Here is a 15,708-nt window from a genome sequence, read left to right as displayed (position 1 = left end):
CCGCCCGGTGGGGTTGCCTCCTGGGGTGTGCCCGCCGCCCGGGCGCCCCTGCGGGGGCGGGGGCCAACCTCCAAGCGAGCCGAGTCAAAAGGTCGCTACTTGATCTTCCGCAGCGACCTTTTGACTCGACTCGATCAGCCTTCGCTACTGAACCGATCGCCGACGAAGAGAATCAGGACTGGGTCATCGGGGGACGGTGACGGGGTCGAGGCAGCTGGCTGCGGCGTCTACGAAGGAGCAGGGTTGGGGGGCTCGGGTGGGGCGGTAGGTGGGGGAGACGCCGCCGGCCTGGGTGAGGGCGGTGTAGGCGGGGACGGCGTCGGTGGGCTTGCGGGTGAGGGTTGGGTCGGTCAGGACGTCGACCGTGTAGAGGCCGAAACGTGGGGTGTAGGAACCCCATTCGTAGTTGTCGGTGAGGCTCCAGTAGTTGTAGCCGATGACGTTCATGCCGTCGGACTTGGCGCGTTGCAGCCAGTAGATGGTGTCGCGGAGGTTGTCGGCGCGGGTGTAGTTGTCGGCCCGGGGTGCGCCGTTTTCGGTGGGCATGCCGTTTTCGACTATGTAGAGCGGCTTTTCGGGGAACTGGCGGGCGTAGTGCTGCAGGGCGTAGTAGATGCCTTCTGGCTGAAGTGGTTGGGTCCACAGCCTTTCGAGGTCGGGCGGGCCCGCCAGGAGGGATTCGGGGGAGAGGCCGTAGTAGTAGTCGATGCCGATGTAGTCGAGTCGCGCGCGGATTTTATCGATGAGGGGTTTGTTGAGGAGGTCCTCGCCGGTGGGGATGTAGGCGACGTTGCTGGTGACCAGTGCGCCGGGCTGCACGGCGTGGATGTAGTCGTAGATGCTGTTGTGCGCCAGGGCGATTCGGTCGTGCATGGCGGGTACCTCGGCGGGCGAGATGCCGCCCTTCTGTAGTTCGTTGACGATGTAGAAGGTCGGCTCGTTGAAGGTGACCCACAGGGGGTTGGCGGGGGCGTAGCGGTCGACGATGGTGCGGGCGTTGGCGAGCCAGTCGTCGACGATGCTCGCGTTGCGCCAGCCGCCGCGGTCGACCTCCCAGCCGGGATACACCCAGTGGTCGATGGTGAGCATCGGTTGCATGCCTGCCGCGGTGATCGCGGCGATGACATCGTCGTAGAAGCGGAGTCCGTTCTCGTCCCACTCGCCGGGGCGCGGTTGGATTCGCGCCCACTCGAGGCCGATTCGATAGACCTTGACGCCGAGTTGGGCGGCCAGGGCGATGTCCGAGCGGTATCGGGTGAAGAAGTCGATCGAATCGCCGTACGGGTCAGTGGTTTTCCCGGCTGCCACGTAGCGAGACCAATTGCTGTCGGGCGCATGGCCTTCCGACTGATATCCGGACGCGGCGACACCCCAGAGGAAGTCTGGGCCGAGGGGCGCGACCTGAGCGGGCGGTTCTGGGCGTGCCGCGGCGGTGGCGGTGCTGCCGACGATCAGCGCGGTTGTGGTGGCCGCGAGGGTGAGCAAGACGTGGCGACGGCGCTGTGATCGCATCGGACTCCTAGTTCAAGAGATGACCGGGCCATGGACCTGGGGGACAGCGTAACTGGTCGTATGTCCGTTTTAGCTGGATCTGTGGCGGTGCCGGAGAGTTGGAGGAGGAGCCGGGCAGCTGTAGCCCTACAGGTGGGGTAGGGGAGTCGTCGGGCTTCGGTAGGGAGTTCTGTTGGGGGACATCAGGTTCTGGAGTCATCAGGTTCTGTGGTGGAGATCGGCAGAGGTCCAGCGGAAGGTATCAATATAGATAATCCATCTAGATACGTAGATATGCGCATCTACGCATGCAGTCCATTCCAATTGAACCTCACCACAAATCACCATTCCTCAATCAACCGTTCCAGCCCTCTCGTCAGCCGAGACGAGAGGGCTGGTCGGCGGGCGCTAGTTCTGCGCTGAGGCGAGTGCCTCGAGGAGTTGGACACCGGCGGCACGGGCAGGTGCGCGCATGACGAATCGGTCGAACCCCCAGCGCTTCTGATGCGCCCGCAACTCGGTGACCAGCTCGTCGACCGTGCCGATCAACACGTACGGCGCACTGAGCAGCTCGGCGACGCTGGTGGTGGGAATATCCTCGGCGAAACGCGCGCAGGCGGCTTCGGCGTCGTCGGTGATCTCCACATGCTGCACGAGTGCCTCGAACGCGGGCGCACGTCCGGCCTGCTGGGCAGCGTCGAGTGCGATCTCGACGTGCGCGTCGATCTGATCGCGACTCCACCGGGTTTCATGATTGCGCCCCTCGGCCAACGTCCGGCCGAGCCCGGAGAATCCGACGATATCCGCGTTCGCGGCCGCATATCGGAGCACACGAGTCCCGTTGCCGCCGACGAGCACCGGCACGTCCTCCTGTACAGGGCGCGGCCGGTTCAGCACAGCATCCCGGAGCTGAACATGCGTACCCGCGAACGTCACGGTCTCGCCGGCGAGCAGCCGCCGCGTGGTATCGGTGACCTCGATCATCCGGTCGACCCGTGCCGCGGCCGAAGGATGCTCGCGCCCCTGCATGGTCCATTCCGCCGGGGTGTGCCCGGCCCCGATCCCGAACAACGCCCGCCCACCGGACACGAAATCGAGCGTGGCGACCTCTCCGGCAAGCAGAAACGGTTCCCACATCCCAGCATTCACCACATTGGTCCCGAGCCGGATCGTCTCGGTGGCCGTCGCGGCCGCGGCAAGCGCGACGAAGGGCGAGACGAACGAACCGGGATGGTCAGGGACCATAAGGGCATCGAACCCCTCCTGCTCACACCCCTTGGCGAAGTCCGGCCAGGAGCCGACCTCGACCACATTGGCGGTCATCGAGAACTTGATCGGAGCGTTCATACTCGCCCTCCCTTCGAGCTGCCCACGCTAATTCGGGAAGACCTTGCGGCGTAAGCGATTCCGCTGAGGGCGAATTCAGCGCTGTCCTTGATCCGCGGTGATGACGGGCAGCCGCACGGTCACCGGGTCGGTGATGGGTGTGGTCTTGACGAGGTCGGTCATGTCGCGAGTGGACGGGTGTTCGTCGGCGAGAATCGGCTCGCTGAGTCCGACGCGTTCGTGCAGGCGTTTCATCCAGGCCGGGGCCCACCAGCAGTCGTCGCCGAGCAGTTTCATGACGGCGGGTACCAGCAGCATGCGGAGGATAGTCGCGTCGATGATCAGCGCGGCGATCATGCCGTAGGCGATGTACTGCATCATCACCAGTTTGGAGAACGCGAACGCTCCGGTGACGACGAGCAGGATGGCCGCGGCGGCGGTGATGATCCGGCCGGTGTTCGCAGTGCCGATGCGGATCGCCTCGGTGGTGGTCGCGCCCTTGGTGCGGGCTTCGACCATGCGGGACAACAGGAATACCTCGTAGTCGGTGGACAGGCCGTAGATGATGGCGATGATCAGGACGAGGATGTTCGCTTGGATCGGCTGAGGGGTGAAGTTGAGCAGTCCCGCGCCGTTTCCGTCGACGAAGATCCAGGTGAGGATGCCGAGGGTGGAGCCGAGTCCGAGCGCGCTCATCAAAGCGGCCTTGATCGGCAGGATGAGCGAGCCGAAGGTCAAGAACATCAGCACCGTGGTGAGGAAGAGAACCACGGCGACCATGAAGGGGATGCGACCCAAAAGGCCGTCGATCGAATCCTTTTGAATCGCGGGTGTTCCGCCGACGAGCATGGTCACGTCGTCGGGTAGTTGGATCGCGCGCAGATAGTCGATGGTCTCGTTGGCATTTTTGACCGCGAGGGCAGCCTCGGTCCGGTAGACGTCGGGGCGTTTGGTCGAGGTGCTGGGTGTGGCGAAGGGGCCGGTCGCACCGGGTGGCGTGAGCAGGCCCGGCGCGCGATTGGCCTGCTTGATGACATCGCCGATGGCCTTCGTGTTGTCGGAAACGAACACGAGCTGTACGGGATCGGCCTTGCGGATGGGGAAGGTTCGGTCGAACTCTTCTTGGGCGATCCGGGTCGGGTTGTCCGGCGGCAGATAGCTTTCGCTGAATCCGCCGAAGGCGATGTTCTTCACCGGGATGATCAACAGCAGCAGTCCGAGGCAGATCGGGATGGCTATCCGCTTCGGGTACTTCATCACCCAGCGGGTGGAGCGGCCCCAGAAACCGTTCTCCACCTCCTCGGCGGTCTTGGTCTTGGCGAAACGCTTGAGGCCGAGCATGTCCACGCGCGGGCCGAGAATGCTCAGCATTGCGGGCAGGACGGTGAGCGTCGTCAATGCGGCGAGGGAGACGGTCGCGATGGAGGCGTAGGCCATCGATCGGAGGAAGCCCTGCGGGAACAGCAGCATGCCGCCGAGGCTGACGATGATCATGGTCGCGGAGAACACCACGGTGCGGCCCGCGGTCATCACGGCGCGGCGCACCGCGGTTCGGGTGTCGTAGCCTTCGGCGAGTTCCTCGCGGAACCGGCTCACGATGAAGAGGCCGTAGTCGATGGCCAGGCCGACGCCGATCATCGAGACGACGCCGGAGACAAAGATATTGACGTCGGTGAATTCGGTGAAGAGACGAATGATGCCGTTGGCGCCGATGACGGTGAGCCCGCCGACGATCAAGGGGAGCGCTGCGGCGACCAATCCGCCGAAGATGAAGAACAGCAGCACGGCCACCACGGGGAAAGCGACGATCTCCATCAGGTGGATGTCCTCGTCGAGCGAGGTGGTAAGCGTGCCTGCGACGGGTTGCAGTCCGGCGACCTGGACGTCTACGCCGGGAATGTAGAAGACGTCCTTCACTTTCCGGAAGTTGTTGACCACTTCGGTGTCGGTGTTGCCCTTGATGGCGACCGAGGCGAAGGCGCGGTTCAGGTCCGCTCTGCCGAACGCGCTGCGTTGCTGTTGGCCGGTCTCGGTCTTCCAGTAGGAGCCGTTGACCTTGTCGATTTCATCCGGGTGCTGGCGTTGCAGGCTGTTGAGGTTGTCGACGACCTTGGCGCTGAACGCCGGATCGTCGAGCGATACGCCGGCGGGCGCGGTGTAGAGCACGAGGACGTCGGCTCGGTGGTCGCGCTCGAAGGCTTCGTCCGCTATCCGTGCGGCCTTCGCGGATTCCGAAGTCGGGTCATCCAACCCGCTGGAGCTCAGATGCTCGGACAGGTTGGATCCGTACCCGCCGAGCGCGAGCAGTGCGGCACCGACGACGGCGATGACGATGAATCGGAACCGATGGACGAAATCTCCCCAGCGCGCGAACATCAAGCGGCTCTTTGTAGGTGCGGGCAGGTCGGTCGGGTGGGGAGCGGCCTGAGGGCACCGATCATCAAGAGATTGCATCCTTCCGGTGGTCGCGCCCGATATGCGCGCTATCCAAAGTACCGGTGGTGCGGAGTGGTCTTCCTGAGAGTTCTGCTAGGAAATGTCGGTTGGGCCAAGGATTTTGCCGAGTGTTCGGGTGAGTGTCCGCAGTTCGTCGGGGTCGAGTTTGCCTGCGAAGCGTTGTTCGATGCCGGCGAGGTAGCGCGGGGCGGCTTCGCGTAGGCGGGTGCGTCCGGTGTCGGTGATGGTGACGAAGGCCGATCTGCCGTCGTCGGGGTTGGCTTCGCGGGTGACCAGTCCTGCGGTCTCGAGTTCGGTGACGAGTCGGCTTACTCGGGTGCGGCTGAGGACGACGCGGGCGCCGAGGTCGGTCATGCGCAGGGGCGGGACGCCGTCGAGTTCGAGCAGGACGTCGTACCAGGCGAGGGGGAGTCCGACTGCGGTGCGCAGGTCGGCGTCGAGTTGGGGCACCAGTTGGGCGTGGACGCGCAGGAGTGCGGACCAGGCGTTGGCTGCTGCGCGGGGATGGTCGGTGTTGGCCACGGCTTCGATCCTACCTACTTGTGTGCGCCCGCACGCATATAGTAGCGTGCACACGCACATAGTTTGTGTTCGGAGGAAGGAAATGTCATGACCGATGTCATTGCTCGCGAGGAGCTCGCCGCCGCGATCGAGGCGGGTTCGGTGACGGTGCTCGACACGCTCGGGGCTGGTTACTACGAGAAGGCGCATCTTCCCGGTGCGGTGGTCCTGGTCGAGTCCGACGTGGAATCGACTGCGGGACAACTGCTTCCGGATCGAGAGGCGGCCATTGTGACGTACTGCGCGAACGAGGCGTGCCGTAACAGCGAGAACGTCGCAGTCAAGTTGCGGGCGCTGGGGTACACGAATGTCCGCGCGTATCGAGCGGGGATCCAGGACTGGGCGGACGCCGGGCTCCCTGTCGTCGCGGGGGTCTGACCTGCGGAAGCTGTCCGGACTTGCGTTGATGACTAGCTGTGCTAGATTGATTAGCAACGCTAGATCGACAGACGGAGTCCATCAATGTTCAGCACAGTCGTTCAGGTCCTCGGCATCGTCGCGGTGCTCGCCAACGCCGTCGTTTACGGCACCGATGCCTGCTACGCCATCATCACGCGGTCGGTATACGCACGATTGGACGACGCGACAGTGACGGCCTCGGCGGGATGGGGGCATTACTACGGTGACCGCCGGATGCCGATCGTCGGGATCAGCGGGGTTGTCACCGCCGTGCTGACCGCGGTGCTGGCGGCGATCGGTGGCTATGTCGGTGCGGCCGTCGCGGCCGGTATCGCGGTGGCGGCGTTGGTGATCTGGCTGCTCGTCTACGTTCGCGTGGCCAAGCCGGTGAACACGCAGCAGACCGCCGCGGCGCAGGCGGGCATCACGCCGCCGAATGCTCGTGCGCTGCAGGACAAGTGGGACAGCGTGGTGAATGCGCGGGTTGCGTTGCAGTTCATTGCGCTTGCCGGGTTGGGTGCGGCCATCGCGCTGGTGTGAGGTCGCGGACTGTACGGTCGATCCGGTTGATTCGGATCGGCCGCACAGTCGTGTGGTGGGCCGTCAGCGTTCGATCTCGATGACGAGTGGGTTGCCGGTGTCGAAGCATTCCGGATTTTCCGCGGTCGTTCGCTTGTCGCCGAGTCCGCCATAGCGTCCATGGTCCGAACCGGGGTTCGTCGTTCGTGGAGCGTTGTCTGTCAACAACTTTGCGGCGTGCCGGGTGACTTCCGATGTGACATGCCCCTCGGTCCCGGCCTGGTAGAGCGACTGGGGAACGGGGACGTGTCAGGATTCTGAGATGGTGTCGAATCCGCTGCCGCCGATTGCTCGCAGGCTGGCCCAACAGCGCTGGGTGATGCGCACCGCGCCGGTCGTTATTCCGGTGGAGCGCACTGTGCGGCGTTGGACCAACGGCCGGCGAGGTGTGCTGGATCTGGTGGGGCTGCCCTCGATCGAGGTCACCGTCGCGGGGCGCAAGACCGGTATCGCGCGGACGACGTCGCTGCTGTATGTGCCGCGCGGCGAAGACTTCCTCGTGCTCGGCTCGAACTGGGGTAGTCCGAAGCATCCGGTGTGGTCGGCCAATTTGCGTGCCGCCGGTACGGCGACTGTGCGGCACAAGGGCGAGCAGTTCACGGTCGCGGTTACCGAGCTCGCCGGTGTCGATCGCAAAACCGCCTGGGACCTGGCCGTGGAATTCTGGCCCGGGTACGAGATGGAATACGAGCTGTCGGGCGGGCGGCAGTTCCGGATGTTCGAGTTGCACCGCGTCTGACGGCGGTCGAAATGTGTTCGTGGCGGCGGTGAGTCGGGGCTGACGAAGTGGCCCACCACTTTTTCGGAGGGCCGGGTTACGGTGGGACGGTGACCACGCATCTGACGCACTGGGGTGCCTTCGAGGCCGACAGCGATGGCGATCGACTGACCGCTGTTCGCCCGTGGCACGGCGATCCGGAGCCGATGCGGTTGATCGAGAATGTGGCGTCCGCGCAGCATCATCCGACCCGGGTCGATCAACCCTATGTTCGGCAAGGCTGGCTGGAGCGTGGGCCGGGCGCCACCGGGCGCGGGGACGAGCCGTTCGTGCCGGTGTCGTGGGAGACCGCGCTGGATCTGCTGGCCGGTGAGTTGGGGCGGGTGTATCGCGAGCACGGTGCCGAAGCCGTGTACGGCGGGTCCTACGGGTGGGCGAGCGCGGGCCGGTTTCATCACGCGCAGAGCCAGACGCATCGATTCCTGAACTGCCTCGGCGGGTATGTGCGGCACGTCAACAGCTACAGCCTCGGGGTATCGCAGGTGCTGATGCCGCATGTGCTCGATCATCTCGGTGTCGTCCTCGAGCGGGCGACGTCGAAGACGGTGTTGGCCGAGCACGCGGAGTTGGTGGTGGCGTTCGGCGGGCTGTCGCCCAAGAACGCGGCGGTGGCGCCCGGCGGCGTGTCCCGGCACAACACGCGTGGTTGGATCGGCGCCGCGCGGGCGCGCGGCTGCCGGTTCGTCTCGATCACTCCGTTGCGTGACGACATTCCGGCGGAGGCCGAAGCAGAGTGGCTCGCGCCGCGGCCGGGCAGCGACACCGCGCTGATGCTGGCGTGGGCGCAGGTGCTGGACGCGGAAGGGTTGGCGGACAAGGCCTTCCTGGACAAGTACACGGTCGGCTACGAGCGTTTCCTCGGCTATGTCCGCGGGGAGACGGACGGGATCGTCAAATCTCCGGAGTGGGCCGCGGCGCTCACCGCGCTACCCGCTGAACGGATCAGGACGCTCGCGCGCGAGATGGCGAGCGCGCGGACCTTCGTGACGATCAGTTGGTCGTTGCAGCGCGCGCAGTACGGTGAGCAGCCGCTGTGGTTGGGGGTGGTGCTCGCGGCGATGCTCGGCCAGATCGGGTTGCCCGGCGGTGGTTTCGGGCATGGCTACGGGTCGACGGCGAATGTGGGCGAGCCCGCGCGGGAATTCTCGCCGCCGCGGTTGCCGCAGGGGCTCAACGGAGTCGACACTTTCATTCCGGTCGCGCGTATCGCCGACATGCTGCTCAATCCGGGTCAACCCTTCGAGTACAACGGGCGGCACTTGATCTACCCCGATATTCGGCTGGTCTACTGGGCCGGCGGGAATCCCTTTCACCACCACCAGGATCTGGCCAGGCTGCGCGAGGCCTTCACGCGACCGGAGACGGTGGTGGTGCACGATCCGTTCTGGTCCGCGACCGCCCGGCACGCCGACTTCGTGCTCCCCACGACCATGACGATCGAACGCGACGACTACGGCGCAGGCGAAAACGACTCTCTGCTGTTCCCGATGAAGGCGATCACCCGCCCGCACGGCAAGGCGCGCGACGACTACGCCATCTTCGGCGAGCTGGCCGAACGCCTCGGCATCGGTAAGGAATTCACCGAGGGCCGCACCGCCGACGAGTGGCTACGCCACCTCTACGAGGAATGGCGACTCCGCCACAACCTGCCCGACTTCGACACCTTCTGGGCCAGCGAGCACATCGAACTGCCGGTACCCGACCCGCAGCAGATCCTCTGCGCCGACTTCCGCGCCGACCCCGAGCAATTCCCGCTCGGCACCCCGAGCGGCAAGATCGAGATCTTCTCCGAAACCATCGACAGCTTCGGTTACGCCGACTGCCCCGGCCACCCCACGTGGTTCGAACCCGAAGAATGGTTAGGCGCACCCGCCGCGGCCGAGTTCCCGCTGCAGCTCGTCGCCAACCAGCCGCGCTCCAAGCTGCACAGCCAACTCGACGTCGGCGAATACAGCCAATCCACCAAAGTCGCCGGACGCGAACCGGTTCGACTGCACCCCGCCGACGCCGCCGCCCGCGACCTACACGACGGCGACACCGTCCGTATCCGCAGCAAGCGCGGCAGCTGCCTGGCCGGGCTGGTCATCGACGGCGGTGTCCGGCAGGGCGTAGCGCAACTGTCCACCGGTGCCTGGTACGACCCCGACCCGGCGAACCCCGCGTTCTGCCGCCACGGCAACCCGAACGTCTTGACCCCGGACCGCCCCTCTTCGACGCTGAGCCAAGGATGCACCGGCCAGCTGTCGCTGGTCGAAATCGAGCGGTACGACGGAGTGGTCCCCGACTTGGCCGTCAACCAGCCGCCCGCCACGGTTCAGGAAGCGGGACAACGCCTTCCGTAGCCGTGATCACAGTCCGCCCTAGGACAGTCGAGGATCTACCGGCCTGCGTAGCGGTCCTGCGTGCGGTGCATGAGGCCGATGGGTATCCCAGTGCGTGGCCGCAAGATCCGGCGCATTGGTTGACTCCGGCCAAGCTGGTCGATGCCCGGGTTGCCGAGGTGGATGGTGTCGTTGTCGGCCAGGTCGGTATCGGTGCGAGCCTGCTTCCGCAGGCGGTTCGCGACGTGGTGCCCGGTGTCGCGTTGCTGTCGGTGATTCGGCTGTTCGTGGCGCCGTCGAACCGGCGCGGCGGCGTGGGGGGTCGACTGCTCGACGCGGCGGTGGAGCTGGCCGGGCGACGCGGTTGTCGTGCGGTGCTCGATGTGGAAGTTGGTGGTGCTGCGGCGATTTCGTTGTATGAACGAGCAGGTTGGCGGCGAGTTCACAGCGGACCGGCGGGCTGGACGATGGCGGATAGGCGGGTCGCGTCGCTGCACTACTACCTCGGTCCGTGACGTCGCCGACGGGATAGCGGCTTCGTTCGGCAGCCGGTATAGTCGGCTCCGACTAATAGGAAGCGACTAACTGTGGCACGACGCAAAATCACCAATACGCTGGCCCTCGCACTGCTCGGGCTGCTGCTCGAACGTCAGATGCACCCTTATGAAATGGCTGCCACGCTGCGAGAACGGCTCAAGGACAGCAGTTTTAAGATCAACTCCGGCTCGCTGTACGACACCGTCGAGGCGCTCGTGCGGCACGGGTGGATCGAGCCGGTCGAGACGGTTCGCGATGGCAACCGTCCGGAGCGAACGGTTTACGCGCACACCGAACTCGGGCGCCAGGAATTCGTTGCGTGGCTCGACGAACTGGTGCGTACTCCGGTCGCAGAGTTCCCGAAGTTCATTGCGGCGGTCAGCTATCTCGCCGCGCTCGGCCCGGAGCGGGCCGCCGATGCGCTCGCGGAGCGCGCCCGCCACCTCGCCGAACACATTTCCGGTGCGGACACCGCACTCGAGCAGACCGTCGGCGCCGGAGCGCCGCGGCTGTTCATGATCGAAGTCGAGTACCAGCGGCACGCCTGGCAGGCCGAACTGGAGTGGACTCGGCGGACCATCGCCGAGATCACCGACGGCTCACTTCCGTGGCCTGAGCCCGGCACGTTCTGAAGGGGGAACCATGTCCAACCGTCCACTGGATACCGAAGTCTTGATCGTCGGCGCGGGCCCGGCGGGTGTCATGCTCGCTTACGAGCTGGCACTGGCCGGGGTGCGCACGACTGTCCTCGAGCGTTCGCCGGAACCGCTGTGGTGCCGTGGCTACAACCTGAACGCCCGCGCACTCGACCTGCTCGCCCGGCGCGGCTTGGCCGAGCAGTTCATCGCCGAGGGCCACCAAGTGCCCAACGCCCCGGCCGGCGGGATCCGGCAACCGTTGCGACTGGCCGGGGCGCGGACCGATCACCCGTTCTCACTGGGGATCCCGCAGACCCGCGTCGAAGAGGTGCTGGCCGCGCGGGCCTGCGAACTGGGCGCCACCGTCTTGCGCGGTCACGCGGTTCGCGCAGTCGAGCAGGACACCGAGTCGGTTACCGCGACGGTCGACAACGGACGGTCCCGCACTCAGCTGACCGCGCGGTATCTCGTCGGCTGCGACGGTGGCCGCAGTGTGGTCCGCAAGAGCGCGGGCATCGCGTTCCCCGGCACCGACGCCACCCTCTTCTGCTTGCTCGGCGATGTCGAATGCGATCTGCCGTACGGTCTTTCGACCGGACCGGATGGGGGAACCGTGTTCGTCATTCCGCGGCCGGGGTACGTCAGAGTCATTGTGCGCGAACAGGATCCGCCTGCGGACAAGGACTCCCCGGTGACGTTGGAGTTGCTGCGGTCCCAAGTGTCCGATGCGCTCGGCGTGCGCGCCGAACTGCGCGCACCACGCTGGCTTTCCCGGTTCGGGGACGCCGCGCGCCTGGCCGAGCGCTTCCGCGACGGACGTGTCCTGCTGGCCGGCGACGCGGCGCACATCCACCCGCCCGCCGGGGCCATCGGCGTGAACGTCGCCCTCGACGACGCGTTCAACCTGGGCTGGAAGCTCGCGGCGACGGTCCGCGGCACCGCACCGGAAAGCCTGCTCGACACCTATCACGACGAACGGCACGCGACCGGTACGGCGCTGCTGTCGAATCAGCGCGCGCAGGTCATGCTCAACGACCCCGAGTCGCCGCTGGCCGACCTGGTCCAGCGGGTCGCGGCACATCCGGCGGGCAACCGCGCACTGACCGAGATCCTGACCGGCCTGGACACCTGCTACCTGCCCGGCGGGCAGCACCCGTGGCTCGGCCGCCTCGCCCCCAACCTGTCCTTGTTCACCGCCGATGGCGGAACAACCCTGGCCGCGCTACTGCATTCCGGCCGCCCGGTGCTGCTGGATCTGACTCCCGAACAGGCATTCTCGATGTGGTCGGCCTCGATCACCGTGGTTGCCGCCAACTGCCCTGCGCATCCGGATATCCGCGCACTGCTGCTGCGCCCGGACGGCCATACCGCCTGGCTCAGCACCACTCCCGAGCACGATGCCGGTCTTGCGGACGCACTTCATCGCTTGGTCGCCCCAGTCCTCGCCGGATCTACCGGCGACCCCCGTTAGACCGGCGCGTCAGTCGGGCAGCGGCACAAGTCGTTGCGCGTCGTCGAACAGTGCGCGTTCGGCGACACGAGCGGCGGTGAGAGCGGCCAGGGCGGTCGCGGCCAGGAGCATGTACATGACCACGATTTGATAGCGGATCGCCGTGAGCGGATCGACGCCCGCGAGGATGAGGCCGGTCATCGCGCCGGGGAGGCTGATCAGGCCGACGACCTTGGTGGCGTCGATCGTGGGGGCCAGCGCGGTGCGCAGCGCGGATTGGCGGTGCGGCAGGAAAGCTTGGCGGGCAGATAATCCCAGGCAGAGTCGGGCTTCGATGGCGGGTCTCGCTTGCCGGGCATCTTCGCGGATTCGGCGTAATGCGAGGCCGGTGGCCTGCATGGCGCCGGAGACAACCATCCCGCCGACCGGGACCACGACGCGGGGCTCGGTGGAGATGACACCGAGCAGCACGAGGGCGCCGAGAGTGATACTGGCGCCGACGGCGACACCGATCGTCGCGGTCCGACGCGCCTGCGGGAGGCCTGCACCGCGACGGCCCGCGACCTGTCCGGCGATGATCACCATCAGGATCACCCAGGCGAACGCGCCGGGTAGTGCGGTGTGGCGGAACACGATCAGCAGGATCGCGCCGACCGCGATCAGTTGAACTCCAGCACGGATCGCGGCGATCACGAGTTCGCGGGTCAGGCCGAGGTGCTGGCGGTAGGCGATGAACGCGGCCAGCGCCACCAGCAGCAGCGAGGCCGAGACGCCGGACCAGTCGGGTACCGAAAGACCTTGCACCATCAGGGTTTCCGATCGGTTCGGGGTTCGGGTATCAGGCGTTTGCCGTCGAGTAGCAGGACGTCGTCGGCGACTGCTCGCACGAAGCTGGGATCGTGGCTGACCAGGATCACGCCGCCGCCCGCGTCGACGTGCTCGCGAACGAGGTCGGCGATAACAGCGGCCGCGGCCGTGTCCAACGCGGAGGTCGGTTCGTCGAGCAGCAGCACGTCGGGTTCGACGGCCAGCGCACGGGCCAGGCAGACCCGTTGTGCCTCACCGCCGGACAGCTCCGCGCAGCGACGGTCGGCGAACGACTCCGGCAACCCGACCCGGGTCAGCAAAGCGTGCACCCGAGGGATCGGCAGGTCGCCGCGCCCGACCCGCACCTCATCGACCACCACGTCGGCCAGCAGTATCGGCCGCTGCGGTACCAGCCCGACCCGGCGCCGCAACTCCAGCACATCGAGCCCGGTGATCGGGGCGTCATCGAGCAGGATTCGACCGCTGCTCGGTTCGGCGAGGCGGTTGAGCAGCCGGAGCAGTGTGGTCTTGCCGGTCCCGCTCGGCCCGACCACCGCGGTGCACCGACCTCCGGGCATGGCGACATCGAGGCCGACGAGCAGCGGTGCCGAACCGGCGACCACGCCGACTCGATCGAGAACGAAGGTGTGCACGGGCCAATCCTGCTACGTGGCGGTGATTTTATTGCGCTGCATCGGCACTCGCGTCCCCGATAGGCTCGCCGGCATGATTCTCCGCCACGTCACCATCGACTGCGCCGACCCGTACAAGCTCGCGTCGTTCTGGAGTGCCGTCACCGGCTGGCCGCTCTCCGATGAGGACGAAGTCGACGACGACGAGGCGCTGCTCACCGCGCCCGCACCCGTGCCCGGTTTCCTGTTCATCCGGGTTCCGGAGGGCAAGACGGTGAAGAACCGGATCCACTTCGATTGGATGCCCACCGAACGGACCCGCGACGAGGAAGTCGAGCGGCTGATCGCGTTGGGCGCGACACTGTATGAGGATCACCGCACCCCCGAGGGGCGCGGCTGGGTCACCCTCCTCGATCCCGAAGGGAACGAATTCTGTGTCGAGCGAAGCGAATCCGAACGAGGGATCGACGGCTGAACAAGGCTCAGCGCACGAGCATGCGCACGCAGGGGAGTTCGGTTGCTGCCCGACCTGCGGGGACTCTCTCGATCGGCACAACAGGCACATCCGGTTCCGGATGCCGGATCCGGTGCTTGCCTTGCCCGACCGGGAACGGACACCGGGCACGTGGATGAACGGTTCGACGCCCAACGAGTCGATGATGATGCAGGTGTCGGGGCTGGGTGCGTTCGTCCGCGCGTTGCTGCCCATCGAACTCACCGCGGGATACACGCTTACCTACGGCATGTGGCTGGCCATCGATCCCCGTGAGCTACGTCCGATCTTCGATATCTGGTACGCGCCTGAATACGCCGAGCTGCGGATCGATGGTCGGCTGGCGAACGCGATCGAACCGTGGGGTCTGCTGGCGTCCCCGGTCATCGCGACGGTCCGAGATCCCGACCAGACTCCCTACTGCGACCACTCCAGTGATCCACTGCTCGACCGTGTTCTGCACGAGCAGTGGCCGCACGAGCTGTTCCTCGACCACCTCGGCCGAGCCTGACCGGCGCGCGGCGACACTCCGTAATGGCCTGTGCGACCGTGTGATCGGCGCTGACCTCTACGATGCCCCGGTGACCTACGACGACCTCGAGCATCTCGACACCTCCCGCCTGCCGGAGCGCCAGCAGCAGATCCTGGCCACGATTCGCGATTGGGTGGTGCGCCAGGGCTATGCGCCGAACTCCCGGCAGATCGGGGACGCGGTGGGGTTGAAGTCGTCGTCGTCGGTGTCCAAGCATCTGAACAGCCTGGAGGAGAAGGGTTTCCTGCGGCGCAGCGAGACGATGTCGCGGCCGATCGATGTGCGGATGTTCCTGCAAGGCTCGGTGACACGGGAGTCGAACGAGGACTCGGTGGCGGTGCCGGTGGTCGGTGACATCGCGGCGGGCACGCCGATTCTGGCCGAGGAGCACACCGACGACATGGTGACGATGTCACGTCAGCTGGTCGGGCGCGGGACGGTGTTCGGGTTGCGGGTGCGCGGCGATTCGATGATCGATGCGGCGATCTGCGATGGTGACATCGTGGTGGTGCGGCAGCAGAACGAGGCGCACTCGGGGGAGATCGTGGCCGCGATGATCGACGGGGAGGCGACGGTGAAGGTGTATCGGCGGCGCAACGGGCATGTGTATCTCGAGCCGCGCAATCCCGCGTACGAGGTTATCGACGGAGATAAGGCCGCTGTGCTGGGCAAGGTGGTGTCGGTGATGCGCCGCGTCTGATCGGCCG

The 15,708-nt window shown here is 66.2% G+C and carries 16 protein-coding genes; 10 read left to right on the top strand and 6 right to left on the bottom strand.

What is annotated here, in order from left to right; genetic code table 11:
* Positions 1 to 183 precede the first annotated feature (183 nt).
* From ACFWF1_RS36340 to ACFWF1_RS36325, 4 genes are all read right to left on the bottom strand, one after another.
* The gene (locus ACFWF1_RS36340; protein WP_379288610.1) at positions 184 to 1,512 is read right to left on the bottom strand and encodes a family 1 glycosylhydrolase; all 1,329 of its coding nucleotides are present in this window, start codon (positions 1,510 to 1,512) and stop codon (positions 184 to 186) included.
* A gap of 387 nt (positions 1,513 to 1,899) precedes the next feature.
* Positions 1,900 to 2,838, bottom strand: a complete 939-nt coding sequence (locus tag ACFWF1_RS36335) for a TIGR03621 family F420-dependent LLM class oxidoreductase (protein WP_379288612.1) — start codon at positions 2,836 to 2,838, stop codon at positions 1,900 to 1,902.
* A 75-nt stretch (positions 2,839 to 2,913) separates the two neighbouring features.
* Complete coding sequence (locus ACFWF1_RS36330; protein ID WP_379288614.1) at positions 2,914 to 5,193, bottom strand: MMPL family transporter; 2,280 nt, start codon at positions 5,191 to 5,193, stop codon at positions 2,914 to 2,916.
* A gap of 153 nt (positions 5,194 to 5,346) precedes the next feature.
* Positions 5,347 to 5,796 (bottom strand): MarR family winged helix-turn-helix transcriptional regulator, encoded by a 450-nt coding sequence (locus ACFWF1_RS36325; protein ID WP_379288616.1) that lies wholly within the window; start codon positions 5,794 to 5,796, stop codon positions 5,347 to 5,349.
* An 87-nt stretch (positions 5,797 to 5,883) separates the two neighbouring features.
* Here ACFWF1_RS36325 and ACFWF1_RS36320 point away from each other — a divergent pair, with 87 nt between their 5' ends.
* From ACFWF1_RS36320 to ACFWF1_RS36290, 7 genes are all read left to right on the top strand, one after another.
* A complete protein-coding gene (locus ACFWF1_RS36320) occupies positions 5,884 to 6,213 on the top strand; it encodes a rhodanese-like domain-containing protein (RefSeq protein WP_379288617.1) in 330 nt (109 codons plus the stop codon).
* 84 nt (positions 6,214 to 6,297) lie between these two features.
* Entirely contained in the window at positions 6,298 to 6,774 is a 477-nt protein-coding gene (locus ACFWF1_RS36315) for a DUF1772 domain-containing protein (protein ID WP_379288619.1), read from the top strand.
* A 301-nt stretch (positions 6,775 to 7,075) separates the two neighbouring features.
* Complete coding sequence (locus ACFWF1_RS36310; protein ID WP_379288620.1) at positions 7,076 to 7,552, top strand: nitroreductase family deazaflavin-dependent oxidoreductase; 477 nt, start codon at positions 7,076 to 7,078, stop codon at positions 7,550 to 7,552.
* A gap of 89 nt (positions 7,553 to 7,641) precedes the next feature.
* Positions 7,642 to 9,933 (top strand): molybdopterin guanine dinucleotide-containing S/N-oxide reductase, encoded by a 2,292-nt coding sequence (locus ACFWF1_RS36305; RefSeq protein WP_379288622.1) that lies wholly within the window; start codon positions 7,642 to 7,644, stop codon positions 9,931 to 9,933.
* Between the two features lie 65 nt (positions 9,934 to 9,998).
* Positions 9,999 to 10,427 carry a GNAT family N-acetyltransferase gene (locus tag ACFWF1_RS36300; RefSeq protein ID WP_379288624.1) on the top strand — a complete coding sequence of 143 codons (429 nt, stop codon included), beginning with the start codon at positions 9,999 to 10,001 and terminating at the stop codon, positions 10,425 to 10,427.
* Positions 10,428 to 10,499: 72 nt separating this feature from the next.
* Positions 10,500 to 11,081 carry a PadR family transcriptional regulator gene (locus tag ACFWF1_RS36295; protein ID WP_379288625.1) on the top strand — a complete coding sequence of 194 codons (582 nt, stop codon included), beginning with the start codon at positions 10,500 to 10,502 and terminating at the stop codon, positions 11,079 to 11,081.
* Positions 11,082 to 11,091: 10 nt separating this feature from the next.
* Entirely contained in the window at positions 11,092 to 12,558 is a 1,467-nt protein-coding gene (locus tag ACFWF1_RS36290) for an FAD-dependent monooxygenase (RefSeq protein WP_379288627.1), read from the top strand.
* A gap of 9 nt (positions 12,559 to 12,567) precedes the next feature.
* Here the strand turns inward: ACFWF1_RS36290 and ACFWF1_RS36285 are convergent, their stop codons facing one another.
* Together ACFWF1_RS36285 and ACFWF1_RS36280 are read right to left on the bottom strand one after the other, a co-directional pair.
* Positions 12,568 to 13,344, bottom strand: a complete 777-nt coding sequence (locus tag ACFWF1_RS36285; protein ID WP_379288628.1) for an ABC transporter permease — start codon at positions 13,342 to 13,344, stop codon at positions 12,568 to 12,570.
* A complete protein-coding gene (locus ACFWF1_RS36280) occupies positions 13,344 to 13,997 on the bottom strand; it encodes an ATP-binding cassette domain-containing protein (protein ID WP_379288630.1) in 654 nt (217 codons plus the stop codon). Before ACFWF1_RS36280 ends, ACFWF1_RS36285 begins: the two co-directional genes overlap by 1 nt.
* Positions 13,998 to 14,070: 73 nt before the next feature.
* On the opposite strand from ACFWF1_RS36280, the gene ACFWF1_RS36275 reads away from it, so the two are divergent.
* From ACFWF1_RS36275 to lexA, 3 genes are all read left to right on the top strand, one after another.
* Complete coding sequence (locus tag ACFWF1_RS36275) at positions 14,071 to 14,451, top strand: VOC family protein (protein WP_379288632.1); 381 nt, start codon at positions 14,071 to 14,073, stop codon at positions 14,449 to 14,451.
* Positions 14,342 to 14,980 carry a DUF2199 domain-containing protein gene (locus ACFWF1_RS36270; protein WP_379288633.1) on the top strand — a complete coding sequence of 213 codons (639 nt, stop codon included), beginning with the start codon at positions 14,342 to 14,344 and terminating at the stop codon, positions 14,978 to 14,980. Before ACFWF1_RS36275 ends, ACFWF1_RS36270 begins: the two co-directional genes overlap by 110 nt.
* 70 nt (positions 14,981 to 15,050) lie before the next feature.
* A complete protein-coding gene (gene lexA / locus ACFWF1_RS36265; RefSeq protein WP_379288635.1) occupies positions 15,051 to 15,701 on the top strand; it encodes a transcriptional repressor LexA in 651 nt (216 codons plus the stop codon).
* Positions 15,702 to 15,708: the final 7 nt, after the last annotated feature.

The sequence above is a fragment of the Nocardia sp. NPDC060255 genome (assembly GCF_042727395.1).
GTDB lineage: Bacteria > Actinomycetota > Actinomycetes > Mycobacteriales > Mycobacteriaceae > Nocardia.
Note: the sequence above shows the minus strand (reverse complement) of the source record. Positions and strands in the feature narration are given on the sequence as shown.